General features: G+C 54.5%; 19 protein-coding genes. 8 read left to right on the top strand and 11 right to left on the bottom strand.

Features of this window, described 5'->3' with window-relative positions:
• The first annotated feature begins 208 nt into the window (after positions 1–208).
• On the top strand, positions 209–1,282 hold the full coding sequence (locus FE839_RS09305) for a LacI family DNA-binding transcriptional regulator (RefSeq protein ID WP_138360552.1): 1,074 nt from the start codon (positions 209–211) through the stop codon (positions 1,280–1,282).
• Between the two features lie 230 nt (positions 1,283–1,512).
• Here the strand turns inward: FE839_RS09305 and FE839_RS09300 are convergent, their stop codons facing one another.
• The 9 genes from FE839_RS09300 to moeA all read right to left on the bottom strand — a co-directional run bounded on the left by FE839_RS09300 (position 1,513) and on the right by moeA (position 13,794).
• Positions 1,513–3,228, bottom strand: coding sequence for a pectate lyase (locus tag FE839_RS09300; RefSeq protein ID WP_138360551.1), 1,716 nt, complete (start codon positions 3,226–3,228; stop codon positions 1,513–1,515).
• A gap of 9 nt (positions 3,229–3,237) precedes the next feature.
• Positions 3,238–4,323, bottom strand: a complete 1,086-nt coding sequence (locus tag FE839_RS09295) for a pectinesterase family protein (RefSeq protein ID WP_138360550.1) — start codon at positions 4,321–4,323, stop codon at positions 3,238–3,240.
• Between the two features lie 10 nt (positions 4,324–4,333).
• Positions 4,334–5,914 (bottom strand): rhamnogalacturonan acetylesterase, encoded by a 1,581-nt coding sequence (locus tag FE839_RS09290; RefSeq protein ID WP_138360549.1) that lies wholly within the window; start codon positions 5,912–5,914, stop codon positions 4,334–4,336.
• Between the two features lie 25 nt (positions 5,915–5,939).
• Entirely contained in the window at positions 5,940–6,416 is a 477-nt protein-coding gene (locus FE839_RS09285; protein ID WP_138360548.1) for an oligogalacturonate-specific porin KdgM family protein, read from the bottom strand.
• Positions 6,417–7,092: 676 nt separating this feature from the next.
• On the bottom strand, positions 7,093–7,908 hold the full coding sequence (locus tag FE839_RS09280) for a Cof-type HAD-IIB family hydrolase (RefSeq protein ID WP_138360547.1): 816 nt from the start codon (positions 7,906–7,908) through the stop codon (positions 7,093–7,095).
• Between the two features lie 406 nt (positions 7,909–8,314).
• Positions 8,315–10,747, bottom strand: a complete 2,433-nt coding sequence (locus FE839_RS09275; RefSeq protein ID WP_138360546.1) for a formate C-acetyltransferase/glycerol dehydratase family glycyl radical enzyme — start codon at positions 10,745–10,747, stop codon at positions 8,315–8,317.
• Between the two features lie 4 nt (positions 10,748–10,751).
• Positions 10,752–11,651 carry a glycyl-radical enzyme activating protein gene (locus FE839_RS09270; protein ID WP_138360545.1) on the bottom strand — a complete coding sequence of 300 codons (900 nt, stop codon included), beginning with the start codon at positions 11,649–11,651 and terminating at the stop codon, positions 10,752–10,754.
• A 152-nt stretch (positions 11,652–11,803) separates the two neighbouring features.
• The gene (gene moeB, locus FE839_RS09265; protein ID WP_138360544.1) at positions 11,804–12,559 is read right to left on the bottom strand and encodes a molybdopterin-synthase adenylyltransferase MoeB; all 756 of its coding nucleotides are present in this window, start codon (positions 12,557–12,559) and stop codon (positions 11,804–11,806) included.
• On the bottom strand, positions 12,559–13,794 hold the full coding sequence (moeA, locus tag FE839_RS09260) for a molybdopterin molybdotransferase MoeA (protein WP_138360543.1): 1,236 nt from the start codon (positions 13,792–13,794) through the stop codon (positions 12,559–12,561). The genes moeB and moeA overlap by 1 nt, the downstream gene beginning before the upstream one ends.
• A 300-nt stretch (positions 13,795–14,094) precedes the next feature.
• Between moeA and iaaA the strand changes: the two genes are divergently transcribed.
• The 5 genes from iaaA (at position 14,095) to gsiD (ending at position 20,548) form a co-directional block, all read left to right on the top strand.
• Positions 14,095–15,036 carry a beta-aspartyl-peptidase gene (gene iaaA / locus FE839_RS09255; RefSeq protein ID WP_138360542.1) on the top strand — a complete coding sequence of 314 codons (942 nt, stop codon included), beginning with the start codon at positions 14,095–14,097 and terminating at the stop codon, positions 15,034–15,036.
• 12 nt (positions 15,037–15,048) lie between these two features.
• Positions 15,049–16,899, top strand: coding sequence for a glutathione ABC transporter ATP-binding protein GsiA (gene gsiA, locus FE839_RS09250; protein ID WP_138360541.1), 1,851 nt, complete (start codon positions 15,049–15,051; stop codon positions 16,897–16,899).
• 37 nt (positions 16,900–16,936) lie between these two features.
• A complete protein-coding gene (gsiB, locus tag FE839_RS09245) occupies positions 16,937–18,475 on the top strand; it encodes a glutathione ABC transporter substrate-binding protein GsiB (RefSeq protein ID WP_138360540.1) in 1,539 nt (512 codons plus the stop codon).
• 239 nt (positions 18,476–18,714) lie between these two features.
• Positions 18,715–19,635: a glutathione ABC transporter permease GsiC gene (gene gsiC / locus FE839_RS09240; RefSeq protein ID WP_138360539.1), complete on the top strand. Its 921-nt coding sequence runs from the start codon at positions 18,715–18,717 to the stop codon at positions 19,633–19,635.
• 1 nt (position 19,636) lies between these two features.
• Positions 19,637–20,548 (top strand): glutathione ABC transporter permease GsiD, encoded by a 912-nt coding sequence (gsiD, locus tag FE839_RS09235; protein WP_138360538.1) that lies wholly within the window; start codon positions 19,637–19,639, stop codon positions 20,546–20,548.
• Positions 20,549–20,728: 180 nt separating this feature from the next.
• Here the strand turns inward: gsiD and rimO are convergent, their stop codons facing one another.
• The gene (gene rimO, locus FE839_RS09230; protein WP_138360537.1) at positions 20,729–22,054 is read right to left on the bottom strand and encodes a 30S ribosomal protein S12 methylthiotransferase RimO; all 1,326 of its coding nucleotides are present in this window, start codon (positions 22,052–22,054) and stop codon (positions 20,729–20,731) included.
• Positions 22,055–22,415: 361 nt separating this feature from the next.
• On the opposite strand from rimO, the gene bssR reads away from it, so the two are divergent.
• Positions 22,416–22,799: a biofilm formation regulator BssR gene (gene bssR, locus FE839_RS09225; protein ID WP_138360736.1), complete on the top strand. Its 384-nt coding sequence runs from the start codon at positions 22,416–22,418 to the stop codon at positions 22,797–22,799.
• Between the two features lie 104 nt (positions 22,800–22,903).
• Positions 22,904–24,016: a PQQ-dependent sugar dehydrogenase gene (locus FE839_RS09220; protein ID WP_138360536.1), complete on the top strand. Its 1,113-nt coding sequence runs from the start codon at positions 22,904–22,906 to the stop codon at positions 24,014–24,016.
• A 1-nt stretch (position 24,017) separates the two neighbouring features.
• Here the strand turns inward: FE839_RS09220 and FE839_RS09215 are convergent, their stop codons facing one another.
• Positions 24,018–24,644: a glutathione S-transferase family protein gene (locus FE839_RS09215; RefSeq protein WP_138360535.1), complete on the bottom strand. Its 627-nt coding sequence runs from the start codon at positions 24,642–24,644 to the stop codon at positions 24,018–24,020.
• Positions 24,645–25,331: the final 687 nt, after the last annotated feature.

The raw sequence follows: 25,331 nt of genomic DNA, 5'->3' as shown, positions 1-25,331 counted from the left end.
TTTATATTCCGCCACTCTTGGTTGACTAATATCAAAGGTGTTGGACCAATTCAGGCTAAGGAAGAAGGGGGGTGCGCAGTAGCGATTTTTCTGCAACTTTTTTCATAAAACGCGCTATATCGCAGTAATTCGCGCGAAATTTACTTAAAAATATTCCTGTTTTTAATATGAAAATTTTTTCATTTACAAATTGGAGCGCGATCACAAAATGGATAAAAAGCTCAGAGTGACTGAAATTGCGCTGCGTACCGGGCTGTCACCCAGTACGGTATCGCGAGTGTTAGCAGGGAAATCCAATACCAGTACAAAGGCTCGTCAGAAAGTACTTGATTGCGCTCACGAGTTGGGGGTGATGGACGGTCTCGCCGCCGGAAGAATGTTGCTCAACAATTTGCTGGTATTTGCTCCTCAACGGGCCTTCGACGAGCGAACGGACATTTACTACTATCGCGTTATTCAAAGCATCAACAATGCACTCAAGCCGCACGATGTCCACTTGCGATACTGCGCGCTGGAGGAGAATGACAGTGATGCGAATTTATTTTTGCAGCGTATGCATGACGCATCTACGCAGGCTGTTATTTTATTGGGTATTGATGATCCGCATATTCACGATCTGGCGGCAGATTTGGGAAAACCCTGTGTGATGATCAACTGCCACGATTCAGGAATGCGTTTATCTTCCGTTGCGCCGGATCACCGATTGATTGGTCAATTTGCCGCCCGTTATCTGTTTGATATGGGGCACCAGTCAGTAATAAACGTGATGTGTCTGCGTCGCTATACCATGGAGTTACGTTTACTGGGTATTAAGCAAGCGTGGCGTGCGCGGAATCTGCGTTTTGTCGATAGTATGGATTTAATTGATGTGGCTAATTTCAGCGCCAGGGAGACAGAAGAAAAGGTCGGAGCCTGGCTGGATCAACGGAACGATCGCGCGCTACCAACGGCTTTTTTGGTGGGTGGCGATTTTATGGCGGCAGGAACGATGGTTGCTTTACAAAAGCGAGGTTTACGTGTTCCACAGGATACTTCTGTCATGAGCATCGATGGTTTTAACCTGTCTGCGATTCAGGATGTGCCTCTAACCGCAGTACATGTGCCGCGTGATGAATTGGGGGATGAGGCGGTACATTTATTACAGCGGCAACTGCTTCGTCCTGATGCGCAGCATGGATCGTTACTCTTGCATGGTACGCTGGCGGTACGAGATTCGGTACGGCGGATACGTTCTGGTAACCGCCGTACCTCTGTCGAACCTAAGGGATTGTATGACGATTAATCTACAATCCTCTGCACGTTTACCGTAGATATTTAACGTGTCCCGCGTGAAACGACTTTTCCGCGCGGAAATCACGGCTACAACGTGTCGATGCTTCATTCGAAGCATTCCGGCTGTGTCCCGCAATAGTGCGCGCGGTGCTGGCGGTTATTGAGCCTTTACGCGCGGCACAAATAAACGGTGGGCAACGCAAAAGCGGGACAAGCCAGGAATATCAATTTAGATGAACGCTATTTTTTGCCATTCGGTTTCAGCTGTTCGCCTGTTTTCAAGGCAAAAAGTTCGTTATCTCTCGTCGAAACGCGTACGCTGCCGTCAGGCAGACGATAAGCCCCTTCGGTAAAGCCAGAACCATTCAGAAATGGCGCTACGGCGTCCGCTTTATTTTGTAACGTCGCTTCAAGCGCCAGCAGGGCATAGGGGTCAATATTGTCAATACTGGCGTACTGCACATGTTGATCCTTAACGAAGAAACCATTCAGGCGATGAGTGGCCAGGATGTTGTCCGCCACTTTTTGCGCCACATCGAGATAGGCCTGCTGCTTTGTGGCCTGCCACAGATCGATGAGCGCGAAGATGGCGTAAGCATCACTGTTGCTGGTTTCTAAATTCATCTGACTCTTTTTGCCATTTGGCTCGCCAATATCGCCTAATCCCTGGCCTTTCGCGATACCCCGCGCCACTTTCCACAGTTCATTATCCTGCTCCAGCGTATAAGCGCGGGCATAAGAGAGCAGGAAATCGCTCCCGGCCGGATAAGGTTTGAGTACGGTACCTTTTTTCCCATAGTAACCATCACGCGGGAGCCTGTAGTTGGAAAGGTCGGTACCGTTAGCCAGTAGTGGACGGAATGTATTGTTACTCGGATCATAGGCATAACGGGCAAATGCTTTCAGTCCATCCAGTGTCCACTTCTTAATATCCTGGCCATCCGGCCCGAGAGATTTAGCTAACGCCAGCTGCATCAATGCATTTTCTGAATAAATCGTGCTGGTTCGGCCTTTCAGCAGCATATTGCCTTCAAGTGCATCGGTGCCGAATTCCGGGCCAAACTGACGCTGGGCGCGATCGCCGTATTTAGAATTGGTGTCGCTGTCGTCGGTGGTCTGCGCCCGCTTGAGCGGCTGAGTGAACTGATATACGCCGAGGCCGGTTTTCGGATCCCGCGGCAGGACATACTGCTGCGCCAGGCGCTTTGCCCAGACCAGCGCGCCAGTTTCATTATTGTATTTGTATAACAGAGAAGCCGAATAGATCAGATCATTGCCCGCATTGAGGAAACTTAATCCTTTAGTGGCAAAAAAGGGCGGCTGTTGCGTGAAATCGTTCGCCCAGAGTTTGCCTGGCGTTTTGCCATATTGACCATGACGGCTGGTTTCCAGGACTTTCCAGTCATAAACGTGTGCGTTCCAGAAGCCGTGAATAAAGCGCACGGTGGCGGGTTTATCGACGGCGAACATCAGTTCATACCAGGGATAAGCGTTCTTTAATTCATGAACTTGCTCTTTTTCACTGGGTCCCTCCGGCTGCAGAGTCTTCAGATCGACAAAACGATGTCCACCCCAAATCAACAGGCCGCTTTTATCCTGATAGTGGTTAAAGTAATAACGAACGGTCTCTTCCGCGCGTTTTTGGTATTTATCATCGCCGGTCAGGTTGCTGAGGCCCACCAGCACGCGCATCAGATTTTGCTGGGCGGAAAAGTTAGATAACACGGCGGTGCGGCCATCGGGAAAAATCCATTCCATCTGCTTACCAGTACGCGGATCGACGCCGCTGGCAAGTAGCGGAGAGGGCGTGGCGCCATGATATTTATCCCCCGCTTTGTCCAGGACATTGTCGGCGAAGGTTTTAACCGCCTGTAAACGCTGACTGTCGGCGTAGGCGCTATGACAAGCCAGTGCGACCAGGCAGAAGCAGGCGTTAAAAGTGAAACGACGAAACATGATGACTCCTTAATTGAGTAATTCTGGCTGCCAGCCGGAGAAAATGGTTTCGATGGTGTAGTGTGCCGCATCAACGGCGCTTAACTGGTAATGCTCTCCTCCCTGACCCGCGCCCGGGCCGCTGTTTGAGAACTCATAAAAACGACTGTCTTGTGGGTAGAACCAGGTTTTTTCTCCGGCTTTATTTTTACCGGACATTTTGTCCCAGCCGTAGATATGCTCATCGATGTCGCAGTGAATAAATGCCGCCAGCCCAATAGCGTTGGGATCGGCGTAACGACCATCGCTAAACTGGGTTGTTGGATGCCAGGGGCGACCAAGCGCAAAGCTTCTGGCCGGAACCTCTGCTTCCTTGCTGATTTTGCTTTTAATAAAGATCAGCCCATATTTCGCCGTTGATGGCGTCGACGGCGCGGCGATATACCCCAGCGGTGATGAGACATCGGTACGGTTGCGGGCAATAATGTCGCAACGGTCGAAGACGGCGATACCGGACCCAAAAATAAAATCAACATGCCCGGTCACGATGCAGTCCGTAAAATAGCTCCGGCTGCCGCTTTTGCTATAAAACGTATCCTGGTAACCCTCCAGTTTGACGCGACGGAAACGTGCTTGATCCACGTTATCCGCAATCATTAGCGCGACGGCCTGGGTATCTTTCAACTTACGCGGATCGCCTTCGGGCAATGCCCGATTGGCGGGAAAGTCAAAACTGTTGCGAATCGTCAGGTTCTCCATGGTGACGCCGTTGGCCCGAATCTCGACGGTACTGGTGCGCGAGGTGCCGAGTTTGTTGCCGTTACTGTCCAGAGATCCCGCTGGCGTATCGGCTTCGATTATCGTTTTTTCCCGTGACTGGCCGATCAGGGTGACGGGTCTGTCGATAACAAGCCGTTCCTGCCAGCGGCCATCTTTGATCAGGATGCGCCATGGTGTGCCTTGCGTGGGGGCCGCCGATAGCGCCTGCGCGATGGTCGCATATTGACCAGCCTGCGGCGTGGCTGAAACCACCGCATTCCATTGTGTTGCCTGTGTGGATAAAGCGCAGGCGTTAACGCTGGCCAGGAGGGTGCTGGCGAAGAGGATTTTTTTCATTGTTTGCGCCTCAGGGATAGAGTTTGTTGGCTAACTCTTGCAATTGTGGTGTCTGACGAATACGCCGGGCGACAATTTCCGCCACGGCCTCCGCCCCTTTTTGCTGAAAGTGCGTGGTGTCGGGATGGGTGCGGATCCCTGACTTCTGGGTTTTATACCAGGGATAACGCGGATCATTGGCATCCACCGCCAGCCAATAGTCCATCCAGTCATTGGGATGGGCATTTGCGAAGTCGATAGTCGCTTGTTCCAGGTCGATTAACGGCACCTGATTTCGCTCAGCGGTTTGTTTGATAGTGGCGATATAGTCGCCGCTGAATAAATAGCCGGGGTTTGACTGGGTATGGTGGCTGCTGACCACGACATCCTGGGGACCATGCTGGAATGCCGTTTTCCCCGCCGCATTTTTTACCCGCGTCGTGGGAGTGAAAAGGACCGGGATAGCGCCTTTATCACGGGCAATCTTAATGTAACGCTCCAGTGAGTGCTGAAACGACAGCTCCGGATGGCCTTGTGGATATTGTGGTTTACCGTTGGCGTCATTCGGATAGGTACAGAGATTGCGCACATCTGCAGCGCCGCGAATAGGCTTATTGCCATTACAGTTTTGATCGTTGTGACCGTGGGCAATGAAAACATAATCGCCGGGCTGCAAATAGCGCCCCATTTGCTGATACCAGCCCTCATTATAAAAATCCCGGCTGGAGCGTCCGGCCCGTGCGCCATTAAGAACCACAACCCCTGAATCGGCAAGAAATCTGTTCTGAAATACCTGTCCCCATCCCATTCGCGGCAGACGACTCACTTCATACGTGGCGGCCGTAGAGTCACTGACAATCAGAATACGTTTTGTTGCCGTCGCGATACGGGCTTTATCCTGCAATGCCTGGTTGAGATCGAAGGGCTCCCAGGGGCCGCTGTTTTTCAGCCCGACAATCGGCCGGAAAGCGCTGTCGGTCAGTATGGCAGTTCCCGCTTCGCCACTGTTGTTATCGTAGCCGCGATTGTGGTTAATAACCGAGAGCACTGTGGTCATGGCATCGCCGGGGATAATCGGCGTTTTAATGGGATCTATGCGTGCTGATTCAGTCCCAAGGGCAATAAACGCCTTCTCCATACCCCGGCGAAAATTGGTCAGCGGAGCGGTTAACAGTTCAGGCCGGAGATCGGCGGGACGGCCCTGTTCGATCCATTGTTGCGGGCCAATATATCCCAGTTCCCCCGCGACTTCTGAAACTAACCGATCGCTGAATGGAGTGATATTGGCGGTATTGGCGCTGTCTTTTTTTACGCTCAGCAGTAGCGAAGCCATACAACGGGCGCGTAACTTATCATTGTGCAGACAGTCCGTTGCGGTGCCAGCGGCTTTGGCGGATAACGCAAGCGGCGGGCGGAGGCTATCAATTACCAGCGAATAGCGACCAGTATTATCGGTTTGTGTCGACAGCTTCATTCCATTACTGTCGACAATATTTACCTGTGCGCCGCGAAAGGGCGTCTCAGCTAACACGACGCCTTGCAGTAAGGTACTGGCCTGAGCCGTCGTTGCAAAAGTACAGAGCAGCGCCAGTAGTTTCATGGGGGTGTTCATCTATTTCTCCTGAAAAGCGTTGTGGTCAGAAGCGATAAGTGAATCCGGCTTTCAGTAATGCTTCGCGGCCACCGCGGGTTTTGTTTTTGGCGACGTCCTCAAGGCCGAGGTTAATTTGCCAGTCCGGAAGAAAGGCCCAGTCGATATTGACATCCTGCTGATAATCATGTTTTTTGTTGTTCGCCAGAATATAATCGGCGTGGTAATAACAGGCTTTGTATGAAAGGGTCAAGGTATCGACCGGCGTATAACTGATGCCGCCTTCCAGACGGTGGCGATGTTTATTCTGTTCATCATCGCTGGCCAGCGAGCGGGTGATTTTTCGGTAATCATAACGATATTGGGTATATACCCCAAACGGGTCGCTGGCCTGCCAGCTCAATTTTTCGCCTGGTGTATAACGGGCACCTGCTTTTTGCGTGTCGCCCGGATCGTTTTCCGTTCCTCGCCACGGGTACCGCCAGAGTAAAAGCGTGCTTCGATATTTGGTGTCAGGATTAATGTGTCAGACAAGGCATAATCATAGTCTACGGTCATGGCGTAAGAGTTAGAAACCACATTATCCAGTGCAACATCTTTATTTTTTGAAATATTACCATTATCTTTAATGCAGCTTTTAGTGACTTCTTAAATCACACCAGAGTTTACTTATTGTCAGTAATTATTTAATCACCCCTGGTATATCGTTGTAATATCCACTCTTTATTATTAAGCAATCGTTTTAGTGTGAAAAACTACACCATTCAATGGAATATTATTTTACACAGTTTGAAACGATGTTTTGAGATCTTTGTCAAATAATTATATTTTTGCAATTAATAGCGGGGTTGGTATGGTATTGTCACATTTGTATAACTTTTAAGCGTCCTCCCTATTGCCCTTATTATCATGATAGTCATTTATGTTGTGCCTGCGTTATGTCCGGCTAAGCCGTACAGTCCATCAATATGACGCTGACATAACGTATCTGTACGCCTTATCAGTAAAAAACATTCGATGACACCGGAAGGTCAAAACGTGCATAAAATAATTGCCTTGCCCGTTCAGCTAATAACTATCAATCTCTCATAATCTCTTCATTCGAAGAGGATATGAGTTTCAAGCAATTATTTGGTCGTGGTTGCATGGAGAGACAAAATACAAAAAACGGGGTAGCTTATGCGCCCCCCGGCGCGGGATCAATCGTTGAAGGGGGCGGTGTGGTCGAGTACTGCCTGAATCACATTTAGCGCGCCATTATGGTTATTGTCATCGGTCGCAAAACGGGACACTGCCTTGATGCTTTCGACGGCGTTGGCCATCGCGAAGGAGTATTTCACCAGTTTTAGCATTTCAGTGTCGTTCGCGCTGTCGCCGATAGCGACGCAGGTCTGCGGTGAGAGGTTCCAGCGTTTAAGCAGGCGGCTGATGCCGTTAGCTTTATGCAGGCCGGGGATGATCAAATCGACGAAACCAAAGCCACTGGTGACCGGCTTCATAATACCGTCCAGCGAGACGTGCAGTTTATCGATCAACTGCGGAATATCGCTATCCGGCAGATTAAGCGAGAACTTAAACAGCGTGTCGTCAATATCATGGTAGCTGCTGATGCGCTGCAGGCGATGGTAGTGCTTTGACATTAGCGCGACAAAGGCATCGGGCGCCCGGTCGCTGACGTAAGCGCTTGCGAGGCCACAGGCGACGAAGTTGAGCTGGGGATCTTTAAGCAATTCACCAATCACCACCTGGGATTCGTGACGGGTCAGTTCGCCGTGGAACAGTTGTTGGCCGTGTTCATAAACCAGCGCGCCGTTTTCGGCGACGAAGGAGATCTGCTCGCGGATTTCCGGGAAAAAAGAGATCAACTGGTAGTATTGGTTGCCGCTGGCGACAACGAATTCAATACCCTGTTGCTGGAGTTGCGCAAACTGCGCGAGAAAACGCGGGCGATCATACTGCTTGGCGTCATTGAGAAAAGTTCCGTCCATATCAGTGACGATAACTTTAACGGTCATAACAAGTGCTCCTGGCTTAACTTCGACCAGTAACATTCTAATTACAATGTGATGGAGAGCACAAATTTATTTCGAATGAAAGTTTATCCAGCGCTTTTTGAACCGCTGATGCGCTGCCTTATCCCGTCCGTTTATGGAAGCCCGGCTCCCGAGGATGCATGAGGAACATCCGCGTCCCTCACCAGATTACTGACAACGAGCGTTGTTCAGGAACTGCCCGGCGGCATGCCATTTGCTTGCACAGGTCTAAAAGTGAGGTACAGGAGATGGATATTTCAGGAAATGTAGGCCGGGTAAGGCGTTAGCCGCCACCCGGCGTAAACGGGGCCACTGACTGATACGGATTTGTCAGCAGCCTCTACGGCCTTGGGCTGGTCAATTCCTTGTGACGAATTTATTGTCCACCTTACAGCGTATGCTCGGTACGGGCGATAATATCGTCCTGGGCATCCGGCGACAGGGCGGTAAAGAACGCCGAGTACCCGGCTACCCGGACCACTAAATCGCGATACTGATCCGGGTGTTTCTTCGCCGCCAGCAGCGTTTCGCGCGACACGATGTTGTACTGAATATGCCAGCCTTTGTGCACTTCGAAGAAGGTGCGCAGCAGCAGCATCAGTTTTTGTTTATCGGATTCGTTCTCCAGGGTCGCCGGATTCAGCTTCTGATTGAGCAGCACGCCGCCAAGAATGGCACCGGTCGGCAGTTTACCCACTGAGCTGATAACCGCGGTCGGCCCCAGATGGTCGGTGCCGGAAGCCGGGCTTGCTCCTTCCGCTAGCGGCGAATGCGCTTTACGGCCATCCGGCGTCGCCATGGTCTGCGCGCCAAATGGAACATTCGCGGAAATGGACGAGGTGCCGGCATAGTAATTACCGCCAATCGGGCCCCGGCCATAGCGCGGGTTGTGATACTGCTTCAGTTCGTCGATATAGGTCTGGTAAGCACGGGTCAGCAGAATATCGACGCTGTCTTCGTCGTTGCCATATTTCGGCGCGCCGTTGATCAAACGCTGGCGCAACTGCTCGTGGGTCAGGCCCGCAAAGTCGTCAGCCAGCGCTTTCGCCAGCTGTTGCTGACCAATCACGCCCTGATCGAATACCAGTTTTTTCACCGCCGCCAGGCTGTTGCCGAGATTGGCGATACCCACCTGCAGACCGGAAACCCAGTCATATTTTGCGCCGCCCTGTTTGATGCTCTTCGCCCGCTCGATGCAGTCATCGACCAGCGCCGAACAGAGAATATCGTGGACGTTCTCTTCCAGCATGGTATCGACCACATATTCAATCTCGATGGATTTGCGTGTGTAGTAGCGGATCTGCGTATCCCAGTCCGTCAGCACCTGATCGAAATTGGCGAAATTGCCTTTTGATAGCGCATGTTCCTGCGCCAGGAAGATCTGACCGCTGGTGGCATCGCGACCGCCTTCCAGCGCCGCCAGCATCACCCGGGCAAAGTTGATAAAGCTCATCCCGGTGCAGCGATAGCCCCATTTGCCGCCGACGGCGGTTTCGATGCAGCCAATTGCGGCATAATCGTAAGCATCCTGCGGCGCAATCCCCAGCCTGATAAATTCCGGAATAACGATTTCGTCGTTATTGAACGCTGGCATACCGAAACCGCAGCGAATCACCTGTACGCAGGCATCGAGGAAGTCATTGCTCATGCCGGCATGGTAACGCACGCTCAGGTTTGGCTGAGTCGAGCGCAGACGACCGCAGGATTCCAGGATTGCGTAAGAGAGCGGGTTCACCGCGTCCTGCGCGTTGCCGTCAACCAGATTCTGGCCGCCGATGGTGACGTTCTGATACAGCGGACTCCCGGCGGAGGCTTTGGAATGCGAGCCGGAGCGAATTTTGTTCACTTCCAGCAGCTTCAGCCAGCAGCAGTGCAGCAGTTCAATGGCGTGCTCACGATCCAGAGACTGTTCGAGTTCGACGTCGCGACGATAGTACGGATAGAGGTACTGATCCATACGACCAAAAGAGACCGAGTGGCCGTTGGATTCGATTTGCAGAATTAGCTGAATGAAATAGCACAGCTGTAGCGCCTGCCAGAAGGTCTTCGGCGGCTCATGGGCGATGATGTCGCAGTTCTCGGCAATCGCCAGCAGTTCGTCGCGACGGGATTCTCTGGGCTCCTCGGCGGCCATACTGCGCGCCAGTTCGGCAAAACGCTGGATGTGTGCGCTTACCGCTTCCAGCACGATATCAATGGCTTTCAGGAACTGCTCGCCGTGCAGATCTTCCAGCACGGTAAGATTAATGCGCGAACGGCGCTCGGCAACTTTAACGCGCATACCGTCGAGGCCTTTTTCCAGCAGTAGCGGGTAGTTGACCGCAAGGTGAGCATCGCCGGAGGTCATATTGCCTTCCGCTTTGATGATCCCGGTGGCGAGCAGCGCTTTTTGCTCATCGGTAAACATGCCGTAGCAGTGATCCTGCACGGTTTGGCCGCGCCACCACGGGCACACTTCATGCAGCACGCGTTTGTTCTCTTCGCTGACCGCAAAGCCCGCGCCGGGACGATCCGCCAGATCGTCAATTTCTTTTTCTATCCAGCTAACAGTGTATTCCGGGAAGATCGGCGCGGCGCGGACCTCGCTGGCCTGGTTGCCGACAATCAGTTCATCATGCTTGATCCAGATTGTGCGCTCCGCCAGATGATGAGCCAGCGCCAGCGCGCGGCGCACCGGAATCGGTTTATCCAGATGCTGCTGATAGGTTTCGGTATAGTGGCGGGCGCGCTCGGTGCAAACCGGCGGCTTGACGATATGCACCAGCGCCATTTTATGCGCCTGAATGCGTGGACTCAGGGTATCCAGTTTCAATGTTGTCATAAGCTTATCCTCGTAAAGTCGCCGTTAAACCTTTGCTTTGCGCGTAATGCTGCGCGAAAGTGAGCAGTTCAGGGGCGGCAAGGGGTTTATCCGGGGCGGTATAGGGCTGACCAAGTAATTGATATTTGTTCATTCCCAGCGTGTGATAGGGCAGGAAGTGAATTTCCCCGACCTTTAAACGGTCAGCGGCAAAATCGGTAATGGCGGTAATATCGGCTTCGTTAGCGTTAAAACCCTGAATCAGCGGTACGCGAATGATGAGCTTCTTTCCCGCCTGCGCGACCCGTTGCAGGTTTTCCAGCACCCGGCGGGCGCTGCCGTCGGTCCACTGACGGAAAATGGCTTCATTGACATGCTTCAGGTCGGCGAGAAACAGGTCGATAAAAGGCAGGGAAGGTTCAACGTATTTCCACGGTACGTGCAGGCAGGTTTCGACCGCGGTGTGGATCCCCGCGCTGCGGCTGGCGGCAAACAACTGGCGGGCCAGTTCCGGGTTCATAAATGGCTCGCCGCCGGAAAGGGTGACGCCGCCGCCGCTGCGATCGTAAAAGGGTTTATCCCGCAATACCGTGGTCATAATCTCTTCGACGCTTTTCTCTTCGCCGCAGACCGTTAATGCCATCGTCGGGCAGCAGTCGCGCAGCTTGCCGATATGCGCAGCGGTGAGCTTTTCCCGGTGGATAATCAGGCCATCCAGCGTGCGGGTCATCACATCCGGCGCGGCCTGTTGGCAGAGATCGCAGCCGTCAAGGCAAAGACGAGCGTCATACAACAAATCCGCCGCGCGGGCGCGGCTTTCAGGGTTCTGGCACCAGCGGCAGCCCAGCGAGCAACCTTTGAGGAACACGACGGTGCGGATCCCCGGGCCATCATGGGTTGAGTAACGCTGAATATTGAAGATCATATTTCACCCTTTATTTTGCATATGAAGATTAAATGACTTTCGAATGAAAGTTACATTGATATAAGTCAACAAGCCGGGTGAGGGATAAAAGCAGGAGGGAAAAGTCGCGGGCGGTCACAAATAATCCGGCGGAAAGTACCGCCGGAGAGGGGCTAAGGCGTACCGCACACCTCACATTGCGGATTCCGCAGCAGCTTCATTTCGCGAAACTGGCAGCGCATCGCGTCATACATCACGATTTTGCCGACAGCGGGGCTGCCGTAGTGGGTCAGTATCTTAATGGCTTCCATCGCCTGTAACGAACCAATGGTGCCGACCAGCGGCGCCATTACTCCTGCTTCGACGCAGGTAAGGGTGTTTTCGCCAAACAGGCGGCTCAGACAGCGGTAGCAGGGTTCGTTTTCTCCCCAGGTAAAGACGCTGATTTGCCCTTCCATACGAATCGCAGCCCCGGAAACCAGCGGCGTTTTATGGCGGAAACATCCGGCGTTAAGCTGGTTGCGGATAGAAACATTATCGGTACAGTCGAGCACCAGATCGTGGGCGGCGATTTGCGCCGATAGCGCCTCTTCTTCCAGCAATGCGTTTAGCGTCGTGAGCTTAACGTTGGGATTAATTCGCGCCAGCGCCGCGCGGGCTGAGTTAACCTTCGGCTGACCGATGGCGGCATCGCTGTGCAGGATCTGGCGCTGAAGGTTGGAGAGCGACACGGTGTCGAAATCGAGCAGGGTGAGCTGACCGACGCCAGCCGCCGCCAGATATTGCGCGGCAGCGCAGCCGAGCCCGCCCAGGCCAACAACCAGCACGCTGGAGGCTTTCAACTGCTCCTGACCGTCAAAATCGAAATTGCGCAGAATGATTTGTCGGTTATAGCGCAGCATTTCCGCATCGCTCAGCTCTGTGCCCATTACATGCCTCCGAACAGATGATTAAACGGCTCAACTTCCACCCATTCACCGGCTTCAACATGGCCGCGTTCGCGTTCCAGTACGATAAAACAGTTGCCGAGGCTGAATGAACTGAAAATATGCGAGCCCTGGTGGCCGGTGCTGTTCACCACCAGTTCCCCGTCCGGGTTGCGTTGCAGCACGCCGCGCTGAAAATCGAGGCGCCCCGGCGATTTTTTCAGGGGTGAAGCGGCGCGCACGCGCAGACGCATCGCTTGTGACTGCCCGATGTTGCCCGATAGCTTCGCCAGCAGCGGCTGTACCAGTTGATAGAAGGTCAGCGTGGCGGAAACCGGGTTGCCCGGCAGACCGCAGAACCAGCTGTGGCTGAGTTTGCCGAAAGCGAAAGGTTTGCCCGGTTTAATCGCCAGCTTCCAGAAGGCGATTTCACCCAGTTCTTCAAGGATCGTTTTCGTGTAGTCCGCCTCGCCGACAGAAACGCCGCCGGAGCTAATGACCACATCTGCCTGTTGGTCTGCCTGAATAAAGGCTTCGCGCAGTTTGGCCGGATCGTCGGGAATAATGCCGAGGTTAATGACCTCGCAGCCCAGCGCCTGCAGCATCAGATGCACTGCCAGACGGTTGGTATCGTAAATCTGCCCGTCGGCGAGCGGCTGCCCCGGTAGCTGTAGCTCATCGCCGGTGGAGAAAACCGCGACGCGCACTTTACGTATCACGGTAACCTCAGCGATCCCCAGCGAGGCTAATACCGGCAGTTCGGCGACGGTCAGACGGGTTCCGGCAGGGAAAACGACCGCTCCGCAGGCAATATCTTCCCCAAGACGGCGAATGTTCTGCCCGTTTTTCACCGGGGCGATAAAGCGAATGCCGGTATCGGTTTGTTCGGTCTGCTCCTGCATGACCACCGCATCACAGCCCTCCGGCACGGGCGCGCCGGTCATAATACGGATACAGGTATTTGCGGGCCAGACGCCGTGAAAAGGCTGACCCGCGAAGGCTTTGCCCGCCACCGGCAGCACCGCGCCGTCGGTGAGTTCCACCAGGCGTACGGCATAACCATCCATCGCCGAGTTATCAAAACCGGGAACGTTAAGTGGTGAAATAATGTCATGGGCGGTCACGCGCGAAAAGGCCTGCAACAGCGGTACGTTTTCCGTCGCATCCAGCGGCGTAATACGATTGAGCATCTGGGTCAGGGCTGTGTCGAGCGGCATCAGTCCGGCGGTAAAATCCATGGTTTTCTCCTGCGGGCAAACATCGAAAACGCCTATTATGGCAGAAAAGAGAGGCGGGCTATATGCCATCTGAGTACAAGCTTTACATCAATGTCTGCTCTTTCTATATTCAAAAATTGTATAGGACTGTCAGCAAGATAATGATATTTATACACGTTATCTTTTAAGCTGCCTCTTTGTCGGCTGAGCTCAGAACTCCCTGTTACATAGTTATCTATGCTTCTGGGGATTTCTTCCTTTGTCGCTTTGATGCATCTCGAATGATTGTGTGTATACACTTTATGGTTAAGGAATGGCGCAATGGGTAAGGCGGTTATAGCAATTCACGGCGGCGCGGGGGCGATTACCCGCGCCCAGATGACGCCGGAACGCGAACAGGAGTATGTGGCGGCGCTGTCGGCGATTGTCGATAGCGGACAAAAAATGCTGGCTGCCGGGGCCAGTGCGCTGGATACGGTGACCGAGGCGGTTCGACTACTGGAGGAGTGCCCATTATTTAACGCCGGTATTGGTTCAGTGTTTACCCGCGATGCCACTCATGAGCTCGATGCCTGCGTGATGGATGGCTACAGTTTACAGGCGGGAGCCGTCGCGGGAGTGAAACATTTACGTAATCCGGTGCTGGCGGCGCGTCTGGTGCTGGAACAAAGCCCGCACGTGTTGCTGATTGGCGAAGGCGCGGAAAACTTTGTCGCTTCCCACGGTATGACGCGAGTGGAAAACGATCTGTTTTCGACGCCCGATCGCCTGTTACAGCTACGGCGGGCGCAGGAGGGCGGCGATATCGTGCTCGATCATCACGCCGCGCCACTGGATGAGCGGCACAAAATGGGCACCGTCGGCGCGGTGGCGTTGGATCTGGCGGGTAGCCTTGCGGCGGCGACCTCAACCGGCGGGATGACCAATAAGCTACCGGGGCGCGTCGGCGATAGCCCGCTGCCGGGAGCGGGCTGTTACGCCAATAACGCCAGCGTTGCCGTTTCCTGTACCGGCACCGGCGAGGTCTTTATACGCGCGCTGGCGGCTTACGATATTTCGGCGCTGATGGGGTACAGCCATCTTAGCCTGCAGGAGGCGTGTGAGCGGGTAGTGATGGAGAAGCTACCCGCGCTGGGCGGCAGCGGCGGCCTGATTGCCATCGACAGAGAAGGCAACGTGGCGCTGCCGTTTAATAGCGAAGGCATGTACCGGGCCTGGTGTTATGCGGGTGATACGCCCACGATTGGTATTTATCGCGAATAAGAGGAAAGGGCGTTGCTGCAGAGTCAAGAAATCGATGCTAATGATGTTCTGCAGGTGCGCGGTCTGAACGTCGCGTTTAACCAGCAGCAGACTTTTGTCGCCGTTCGCAACCTCTCATTCACTCTGCGGCGAGGCGAGACGCTGGCGATTGTCGGGGAGTCTGGTTCGGGGAAATCGGTCACCGCGCTGGCATTAATGCGCCTGCTCGATCGGACGACCAGCGAAGTACGCAGTGATGCGCTGTTGCTGCGTCGTCGTAACCGACAGGTGATTTCGCTCAGCGAACAGTCTGATGCGGCCATGCGCAGAGTGCGCGGCGCGGATATGGCAATGATCTTTCAGGAGCCGATGACGTCGCTGAATCCGGTGTTCACTATCGGCGAACAGATTGCCGAGTCGATCCGCCTGCATCAAGGCTTAAAGCATGATGAGGCGCTTCGCGAAGCGAAAAAGATGCTCGATCAGGTGCGGATACCAGAAGCGGAAACGATGCTTTCGCGCTATCCGCATCAGCTCTCCGGTGGGATGCGTCAGCGGGTGATGATCGCCATGGCGTTATCGTGCCGTCCGGCGGTGCTGATTGCCGACGAACCTACCACCGCGCTGGACGTGACCATCCAGGCGCAGATTTTACAGCTGATCGCCGTCCTGCAAAAAGAGATGGCGATGGGCGTTATCTTTATAACTCATGATATGGGCGTGGTGGCCGATATCGCCGATCGCGTACTGGTGATGCATCGTGGTGAAGCGGTGGAAACCGGTAGCGTTGAAGCCATTTTTCGCGCGCCGAAGCACCCTTATACTCAGGCGCTGCTGGCGGCTGTGCCGCGACTGGGCGCGATGCATGGCAGCGATCTGCCGCGTCGTTTTCCGTTATCAAACCAAAGTGTGGAGGAAGAGGGGCAGAATACCGTCGTTGCCGGTGAACCGATTCTTTCAGTCCGCGATCTGGTGGCGCGCTTCCCGCTGCGCAGCGGTATTCTCAATCGTATTACCCGTGAGGTGCATGCGGTTGAAAAAGTCAGCTTTGATTTATGGCCTGGCGAAACCTTAAGCCTGGTGGGGGAGTCCGGCTGCGGTAAATCCACGACCGGCCGGGCGCTGCTGCGGCTGGTGGAAACCCAGGGCGGGAGTATTACTTTCAACGGCCAGAAAATCGATCGCCTGACAGGTAGTCAGCTTCAGGCGTTGCGCCGCGATATTCAGTTTATTTTCCAGGATCCTTACGCCTCGCTTGATCCGCGGAAAACGGTGGGTTATTCGATTATGGAGCCGCTACGCGTGCATCGGCTGCTGGCAGGTGATGCAGCCCGTGAACGCGTGGCCTGGCTACTGGAGCGCGTCGGGCTGGAGCCGGAGCACGCGTGGCGCTATCCGCACGAGTTTTCTGGCGGCCAGCGGCAGCGCATCTGTATTGCCCGCGCGCTGGCGCTCAATCCGAAGGTGGTTATCGCCGATGAATCGGTATCGGCGCTGGATGTGTCGATTCGCGCGCAAATTATCAACCTGATGCTCGATTTACAGCGTGAGATGGGCATCGCATTTCTGTTTATTTCCCATGATATGGCGGTGGTTGAGCGAATCAGCCATCGGGTGGCGGTAATGTATCGCGGGCGCATTGTTGAGATTGGCCCGCGCCGCGCCGTGTTTGAACAGCCGCAACACCCTTATACCCGGAAATTGATGGCCGCCGTTCCGGTGGCCGATCCGGCGCATCGTCATCCGCAGCGCATACTGCTCTCCGACGAACTGCCGGGCAATATCTACCAACGAGGGGAAGCGGGGATCGGTACGCCGTTACAGCAGGTCGGGCCAGGGCATTTTGTGGCCAGAGAACCTGTCGCCGACGTACTGGCAAGATAACAACGACATCAATAACGCAGCATTTCAGGAGAACAACATGACTCAACGTGTTTCAGGTAAATGGCTGTTGGCAATAAGCATCGCTTCGGCGCTGGTCGTGACGCCAGCGTTTGCCGCAAAAGATGTGGTGGTGGCGGTCGGTTCTAACTTTACGACCCTCGACCCGTACGACGCCAACGATACGTTATCGCAGGCGGTGGCGAAGTCCTTTTATCAAGGGTTGTTCGGTCTTGATAAAGACATGAAACTGCAAAACGTGCTGGCGGAAAGCTATACCGTTTCCCCGGACGGGCTGGTTTATACCATCAAGCTGCATTCGGGCGTGAAGTTCCAGGACGGTACTGATTTTAATGCCGAAGCGGTTAAGATCAATCTCGATCGCGCCAGCAACCCGGACAATCACCTCAAGCGCTATAATCTGTATAAAGATATCGCCAGCACCGAAGCGGTTGACCCGACAACGGTGAAAATCACCCTCAAACAGCCTTTCTCCGCGTTTATTAATATCCTGGCCCATCCGGCGACGGCGATGATTTCTCCGGCGGCACTGAAGAAATACGGTAAAGAGATTGGTTTTCATCCGGTCGGCACCGGTCCGTATCAGCTCGACACCTGGAATCAGACCGATTTTGTTAAAGTGAAGAAGTTTGCTGGCTACTGGCAGCCGGGATTACCAAAACTGGATTCCATCACCTGGCGTCCGGTGGTGGATAACAACACCCGTGCGGCGATGTTGCAGACCGGCGAAGCGCAGTTTGCTTTCCCGATCCCTTATGAGCAGGCCCCGCTGCTGGCGAAGAACAGTAAGCTGGAGCTGGTGACCAGCCCGTCCATTATGCAGCGCTATATCAGCATGAACGTGACGCAGAAGCCGTTTGATAATCCGAAAGTACGCGAGGCGATTAATTACGCGATCAATCGTCAGGCGCTGGTGAAAGTGGCTTTTGCGGGCTATGCCACCCCGGCGACCGGCGTGGTGCCGCCATCGATTGCGTATGCTGTAAGCTTCCCCGCCTGGCCATACAATCCGGCGAAAGCGCGTGAGCTGCTGAAAGAAGCGGGTTATCCGAATGGTTTTAGCACCACGCTATGGTCGTCGCATAACCACAGTACCGCGCAGAAAGTACTGCAATTCACCCAGCAGCAGCTGGCGCAGGTGGGGATTAAAACGCAACTGACGGCGATGGACGCAGGGCAACGCGCGGCGGAAGTGGAAGACAAAGGGCAGAAAGAGAGCGGTGTACGGATGTTCTATACCGGCTGGTCAGCGTCGACCGGCGAAGCCGACTGGGCGCTGTCGCCGCTGTTTGCTTCGCAAAACTGGCCGCCCACTCTGTTTAATACCGCGTTCTACAGCAATCCTCAGGTTGATAAAGATCTGAAGGAGGCGCTGAAAACCACTGACACGCAGGAAAAAGCGCGGCTTTATAAGGATGCGCAGGACATCATCTGGAAAGCGTCGCCGTGGGTGCCGCTGGTGGTGGAGAAACTGGTCTCGGCGCACAGTAAAAATTTGACCGGGTTCTATATCCAGCCGGATACGGGATTTAGCTTCGATCACGCGGATCTGCAGTAGTCTCCCCGTGATATTTCACATTGCAGATGTATTGGCTACAAATAGACGGTCGATTGATGAGTACGGGCCGCATTCTGGGATGTCTAAACCTGTTTCAGGCCGGTGTGTTGCCCGTCCTGGTCACTTGCTTACGTTGGTGACCAGGATTTACGCATTTACCGCTATTCTGCAGTATGACCTGTTCAGGGATAGCCATCGCTCCCTGACACAGGCTGTGGGTAGGTTGCGCAAGGAGAAGCATGTTCAATTATGTAATTAAACGCCTGCTGGGGCTGATCCCGACGCTACTGATTGTGGCGGTGCTGGTGTTTTTGTTTGTGCATATGCTGCCCGGTGACCCGGCGCGGTTGATTGCCGGACCGGAAGCGGATGCGCAGGTGGTGGGCATGGTGCGCCAGCAACTGGGGCTCGACCAGCCGCTGTATGTTCAGTTCTGGCACTATATCAGCAATATTTTGCAAGGGGATTTTGGCAGCTCGATGGCTTCGCGCCGTCCGGTGAGCAGCGAAATCGCCAGCCGTTTTATGCCCACGCTCTGGCTGACGCTCGCCAGTATGAGCTGGGCGGTTTTGTTTGGTATGGCGACGGGAATTGTGGCGGCGGTCTGGCGTAATCGCTGGCCGGATCGTCTCGGCATGGCGCTGGCGGTTACCGGGATCTCATTTCCGGCGTTTGCGCTCGGTATGCTGCTGATGCAGGTTTTTTCCGTCGAACTGGGCTGGTTGCCGACCGTGGGGGCCGATAGCTGGCGGCATTATATTTTGCCTTCGTTGACGCTGGGCGCGGCGGTGGCGGCGGTGATGGCGCGCTTTACCCGTGCGTCGTTCGTCGATGTTCTGCATGAAGACTACATGCGTACCGCCAGGGCGAAAGGCGTACGCGAAACGCTGGTGGTGCTTAAACATGGCCTGCGTAATGCGATGATCCCGGTGGTGACCATGATGGGCCTGCAGTTCGGTTTTTTGCTCGGCGGTTCAATCGTGGTGGAGAAGGTCTTTAACTGGCCTGGGCTGGGGCGTTTGCTGGTGGATTCAGTGGAGATGCGCGACTATCCGGTGATCCAGGCGGAAGTACTGCTGTTTTCTCTGGAATTTATTCTTATCAATTTAGTGGTGGATGTACTGTATGCCGCCATTAATCCGGCTATCAGGTATAAGTAAGGTGCGATTGCTCAACTGGAGAAGACAAGCGATTATCGACGCGATGCCGGGGGTGAAACCTGGACAGATACGTACGCCGTGGCATGAGTTCTGGCGGCGTTTCCGCCATCAACCGGTGGCGGTGGGGGCGGGGATATTTGTTCTGCTGCTGATTGCGGTGGCGATCGTTGCGCCGTGGATTGCGCCGTTCGATGCGGAAAACTATTTTGACTACGATCGGCTCAATGATGGACCGTCGATGACGCACTGGTTCGGCGTTGACTCGCTGGGGCGGGATATTTTTAGCCGGGTACTGGTCGGGGCGCGGATCTCGCTGGCCGCTGGCGTGCTGGCGGTACTGATTGGCGCAGCGATCGGCACTGTGCTCGGGCTGCTGGCTGGATATTACGAAGGCTGGTGGGATCGTATCATTATGCGCATCTGCGATGTGCTATTTGCTTTCCCCGGCATTTTGCTGGCCATTGCCGTGGTGGCGGTGATGGGCAGCGGGATGTCAAACGTGATCATTGCGGTGGCGATCTTTTCGATCCCGGCATTCGCGCGCCTGGTGCGCGGCAATACCCTGGTGCTTAAACAGCAGACGTTTATCGAGTCGGCGCGCAGTATTGGCGCCAGCGATGCCAATATTCTGTTTAATCACATCCTGCCCGGTACGGTATCGTCGATTGTGGTCTATTTCACTATGCGCATCGGGGTATCGATTATCTCTGCCGCCAGTCTTTCGTTTCTTGGCCTCGGCGCGCAGCCGCCGACCCCGGAGTGGGGGGCGATGCTCAATGAGGCACGGGCGGATATGGTGATGGCGCCGCACGTAGCGCTGTTCCCGGCGATTGCCATTTTTCTCACCGTGCTGGCGTTTAATCTGCTTGGCGACGGCCTGCGCGATGCGCTGGATCCGAAGATAAAAGGGTAACGGGAAGCTGAGTAGGCGGGCGGTTGTCGTCGGGGTTATTCCCGGCCGGAACCACAGGTCGGATAAGATATAAGCCACCACTGGATGCGGTGGCTTATATGCCCGGCGGCGCTAACTGGCGCTTACCGGGCCTGGGGAGCGGCGTCGTTTTGTCGCCCTGGATAATTTCAGAAAGCGGAATTAAACCCGGCTGCCCCACAGGTCGTATTCGTCGGCGTGTTCCACTTTTACCCGCACAATGTCGCCGGGCCTGAGTTTGTTTTCCCCGTTCAGATACACCGCGCCGTCGATTTCCGGCGCATCAGCCATACTGCGGCCAATCGCCCCTTCGTCATCGACTTCGTCAATCAGGACCAGAATCTCGCGGCCGATTTTTTCCTGCAGGCGCTCGGCGGAGATCTGCTGCTGAAGCTGCATAAAACGGTTCCAGCGCGCTTCTTTGACCTCTTCCGGCACCTGATCCGCCAGTTCGTTGGCGGTCGCGCCTTCTACCGGGCTGTATTTGAAACAGCCAACGCGATCCAGACGGGCTTCTTTCAGGAAGTCGAGTAGCATCTGGAAGTCTTCTTCCGTTTCGCCAGGGAAGCCGACGATAAAGGTGGAGCGCAGGGTCAGCTGCGGGCAGATTTCACGCCACTGTTTGATGCGCGCCAGCTGGCGGTCAACGGCGCCGGGTCGCTTCATCAGCTTCAGAATTCGCGGGCTGGCGTGCTGTAACGGGATGTCCAGATATGGCAGAATCTTGCCTTCCGCCATTAACGGGATGACGTCATCCACGTGCGGGTACGGATAGACGTAGTGCAGGCGCACCCAGATACCCAGTTCTGCCAGCGCTTCGCACAGGCTCACCATGCTGGTTTTTACCGGCATGCCGTTGTGGAAACCGGTGCGATGCTTCACATCGACGCCGTAAGCAGAGGTGTCCTGAGAAATCACCAGCAGCTCTTTTACTCCGGCATCCGCCAGACGTTTGGCTTCAGCCAGCACTTCACCAATCGGACGGCTGACAAGGTCGCCGCGCATTGACGGAATAATACAGAAGGTGCAGCGATGGTTGCAGCCTTCGGAGATTTTCAGGTAGGCGTAATGGCGCGGCGTCAGCTTAACCCCCTGTTCCGGCACCAGGCTCAGGAACGGGTTGTGCTTCGGCTTCGGCGTGTAGTGATGGACATGCTCAAGCACCTGCTCGTAGCTGTGCGGACCCGTGATTTCCAGTACCTTCGGATGCACTTCGCGGATCTGATCTTCTTTCGCGCCCAGGCAGCCGGTGACAATCACTTTGCCGTTTTCTTTCAACGCTTCGCCAATCGCTTCCAGAGACTCCTGCACGGCGCTATCGATAAAGCCGCAGGTATTAACGATAACCATATCGGCGTTTTCGTAGGTCGGAACGACGTCATACCCTTCGGTGCGCAGTTCTGTCAGGATACGTTCTGAGTCCACGAGGTTTTTCGGGCAGCCCAGAGAGACAAAGCCGATTTTCGGCTGATGGGTGACATTGCTCATAGCTTAAAAAGTGTTCAGTTATTGGGATGATGAGGGCAGGGATTCTACCGGGATTGGCAGAAAGTTTATACTAGTTTTCTTGTTCGCGCCGCGCGATAAGTTTTTCTTTTTATGCGGATGATTTTCCTTAATCGGCCCCCGAATAAGAATATCAACTTAATGTTTGCAACGGATAGCGGACCTCCTTGCGAGGCCCGTTTTTTGCGTTGACCGCGACACCGAGCGGGAAAAACACGCTTTATCATCGTTGCAACATTGTAAATGATGTTAATGGCTTGAGGATTATTGATCTCACGCATCCTTTTGTACAAAAAATAGCCATATTATAAACAGGGTAAAGGATGACAGAGGAGGGCCTGTGATGACCGTTGACAGACGATATCGTAACCTGATGAATAAGCTGATTAACGCCAATATTGACATTGATGCTTATCTGCAGTTGCGTAAAGCAAAAGGCTATATGTCAGTCAGCGAAAACGACCATCTGCGTGATAACTTGTTTGAATTGTGTCATGAAATGCGTGAACACGCACCGCTCCTGCAGTACGCCGCCACGCCGGAGGAAAGGGAATCCTTGCGACTTGCGGGTGAGGCCGTTGCTTCTGCGGCCATATGCCTGATGAGTGGGCATCATGACTGCCCGGCTTACATTGCTATCAACGTAGATAAGCTGGAACGCTGTCTGGCGGTATTGACGTTAAATATTCATAAATTGAATGCGTTAGCGCCAGTTACCCATGCCTGAAACCGGGGGGAGCGTGCTCCCCCTTATTAATGTTATGTAAAAATCTATTTCTGTTTCCCCACGCTGGCTACTCTTATCAGCATCGCTGACACGAGGAGTATGCCATGCGCCAGACCGTTACCCTGATTGCTCTTTCCGTGCTGTTGTTTCTCGCCGCTTCAGCTGCTGCCGGTGAACGGGTGGACGTGCTGCAGAACCAGCTTGAACACCCGTGGTCGCTGGCCTTTCTTCCCGATGACCAGGGAATACTGATTACTCTCCGTGGAGGAGAACTCAGGCACTGGCAGCAGGATAATGGCCTCTCATCTCCGCTATCCGGCGTCCCGCAGGTGTGGGCCCACGGTCAGGGCGGTCTGCTGGACGTGGCGCTGGCGCCTGATTTTCCCCAATCGCGCCGGGTCTGGCTAAGCTATGCCGAAGGCGGTAACGACGGTAAAGCCGGGACTGCCGTGGGCTATGGCCGATTGAGCGAGGATCGCCTGAGCCTGGAACACTTCAGGGTTGTTTTTCGCCAGCAGCCGAAGCTGTCAACCGGAAATCATTTTGGCGGGCGGCTGGTGTTCGACGGTCATGGCCATTTATTTATCGGGTTAGGGGAAAATAATCAGCGTTCGACCGCTCAGGACCTGGACAAGCTACAGGGAAAAGTGGTGCGCCTGACGGAGGAGGGTAATGTTCCGGCGGATAACCCGTTTGTCGGTCAGTCCGGCGTCAGGCCGGAGATCTGGGCTTATGGCATCCGCAATCCGCAAGGAATGGCGATGAATCCGTGGAGCGATACGCTATGGCTGAATGAGCACGGGCCACGCGGCGGCGACGAGATTAATATTCCGCAAAAAGGCAAGAACTACGGCTGGCCGCTGGCGACACATGGCATTAACTATAGCGGCTTGCCGATTCCGGAAGCGAAAGGCAAGGTGGTGGCGGGAACCGAAGCGCCGCTGTTTGTCTGGGAAAAATCTCCGGCGGTGAGCGGTATGGCCTTTTATCATGCGCAGAGGTTCCCGCAGTGGCAACATAAGCTGTTTATCGGCGCGCTGAAGGATGAGTCGTTGATTGTGTTGAATGTTGATGGCGATAAGGTGACTGAACAGGCGAGAATTTTGCGCGATCGCGGTAAACGCATCCGCGATGTGCGCGTTGGACCCGATGGTTATCTGTATGTCTTAACCGACGAATCCAACGGCGAACTGCTGAAGGTGAGCCCGACGGGCTAAATCAGGTCACCGGGATCGCGATCACATCGCGCCAGGACTGACGCGCGCTAATTTGCTGATACCAGCGCTGCAGATGCGGGCGCGGTTGCCAGGTTTTCACCGTTTCCAGCAGGTTATAAACGAACGGTGCGACGGCGATGTCGCCCAGGCCGAAGGCGTCGCCTGAAAGCCATTGATGTTGCGCCAGTTCGCCATCAAGAATAGCGAACAGCGTCTCGCAGTGCGCGATAGCCGCGTCGATTGCGTCAGGATCGCGCTTTTCCGGCGGCGTTCTTACCAGTCCCATTAAAACCGGCCGATGGGCGGGAGAGAGCGAACCATTGGCCCAGTCCATCCATTTTTCGCCCTGCGCGCGCTCGGCTGGCGACTCAAGCCACAGTCGATTCTGACCATATTGCGCGGCCAGGTAGCGAATAATGGTATTCGATTCCCAGAGCACAATGCCGGTAGACGCATCTTTCAGCAGCGGCACCAGACCATTAGGATTCATGGCCAGATATTCAGGATCACGATTCAGGCCGAACTCCAGGCCTGCCAGAATTTGCTGATACGGGAGATCAAGTTCATCCAGTACCCAGCGAACTTTCTTCACATTGGTCGAGTTATTTCTGCCCCACAGCGTAATCATATTGGTACATGCCTTTTATTAAGTCGCCATTACGGCGTTGTGAGCATTCATGTTGCAATAAAGTTAATCTATATACCCATCATACTTCAAGCTGCATCTTTGTTCGCTGCCTGAACAGGCCCTGCCTGCGTCCTGATGCTGGTCAGTTAAGGGGTGTCAGTTGTGTTTATGGCTGGCTGAGCGGTTCTGTCGATCGGTGGTTCTGGCGAGCATGACGCATTTTTCGTTTTCACCCATTCAGATTCCGTGGTCTGTTCCGTTCACGATAAATTCGCGGATATTCGTTATATCCACAGCGTGTGAACGGGCAGGGGGACGTTTCGCCCGTCCCCCTGCACCCCCGGCATTGCGCTGAAAACCTGCCGCTGCGCGGTCCGCTCCACTCCGGCTTCATCTGGCGGACCGGGCGGGACTCGACGCTACTCGTCCCATCCCTGGGACTCGCCCTTCCAGGGCCAGCGCAAGCGCTGTTCAAAATTGCTCCCGGCAATTTTGTCCCTGTCTCGACCCGCCCTCTGGCCGCCGTCCTGGCGGCCAGTCCTGGATGCGCGCCTGCGTTCTCGCCAGGTTTCCTTGATGCGCCCAACCCCCATGCGGTGAGTCCGTTATTCGTCAGGGGCTTTTCAGAGGCTGAAAATCATAAAAAAAGTTATATCCTTTATATTTCAGCCCGTAGTATCAGATCAG

The sequence above is a fragment of the Klebsiella indica genome (assembly GCF_005860775.1).
Lineage (GTDB): Bacteria > Pseudomonadota > Gammaproteobacteria > Enterobacterales > Enterobacteriaceae > Klebsiella > Klebsiella indica.
The sequence above is the reverse complement of the archived record's forward strand: the minus strand, read 5'-3'. Positions and strand labels throughout refer to the sequence as shown.

Excerpts from the sequence above, each read along its gene's own strand:
- FE839_RS09305 (WP_138360552.1), top strand. The coding sequence starts at position 209 with ATGGATAAAAAGCTCAGAGTGACTGAAATTGCGCTGCGTACCGGGCTG.
- FE839_RS09300 (WP_138360551.1), bottom strand. The coding sequence starts at position 3,228 with ATGTTTCGTCGTTTCACTTTTAACGCCTGCTTCTGCCTGGTCGCACTG.
- FE839_RS09295 (WP_138360550.1), bottom strand. The coding sequence starts at position 4,323 with ATGAAAAAAATCCTCTTCGCCAGCACCCTCCTGGCCAGCGTTAACGCC.
- FE839_RS09290 (WP_138360549.1), bottom strand. The coding sequence starts at position 5,914 with ATGAACACCCCCATGAAACTACTGGCGCTGCTCTGTACTTTTGCAACG.
- FE839_RS09280 (WP_138360547.1), bottom strand. The coding sequence starts at position 7,908 with ATGACCGTTAAAGTTATCGTCACTGATATGGACGGAACTTTTCTCAAT.
- FE839_RS09275 (WP_138360546.1), bottom strand. The coding sequence starts at position 10,747 with ATGACAACATTGAAACTGGATACCCTGAGTCCACGCATTCAGGCGCAT.
- FE839_RS09270 (WP_138360545.1), bottom strand. The coding sequence starts at position 11,651 with ATGATCTTCAATATTCAGCGTTACTCAACCCATGATGGCCCGGGGATC.
- moeB (WP_138360544.1), bottom strand. The coding sequence starts at position 12,559 with ATGGGCACAGAGCTGAGCGATGCGGAAATGCTGCGCTATAACCGACAA.
- moeA (WP_138360543.1), bottom strand. The coding sequence starts at position 13,794 with ATGGATTTTACCGCCGGACTGATGCCGCTCGACACAGCCCTGACCCAG.
- iaaA (WP_138360542.1), top strand. The coding sequence starts at position 14,095 with ATGGGTAAGGCGGTTATAGCAATTCACGGCGGCGCGGGGGCGATTACC.
- gsiB (WP_138360540.1), top strand. The coding sequence starts at position 16,937 with ATGACTCAACGTGTTTCAGGTAAATGGCTGTTGGCAATAAGCATCGCT.
- gsiC (WP_138360539.1), top strand. The coding sequence starts at position 18,715 with ATGTTCAATTATGTAATTAAACGCCTGCTGGGGCTGATCCCGACGCTA.
- rimO (WP_138360537.1), bottom strand. The coding sequence starts at position 22,054 with ATGAGCAATGTCACCCATCAGCCGAAAATCGGCTTTGTCTCTCTGGGC.
- bssR (WP_138360736.1), top strand. The coding sequence starts at position 22,416 with ATGACCGTTGACAGACGATATCGTAACCTGATGAATAAGCTGATTAAC.
- FE839_RS09220 (WP_138360536.1), top strand. The coding sequence starts at position 22,904 with ATGCGCCAGACCGTTACCCTGATTGCTCTTTCCGTGCTGTTGTTTCTC.
- FE839_RS09215 (WP_138360535.1), bottom strand. The coding sequence starts at position 24,644 with ATGATTACGCTGTGGGGCAGAAATAACTCGACCAATGTGAAGAAAGTT.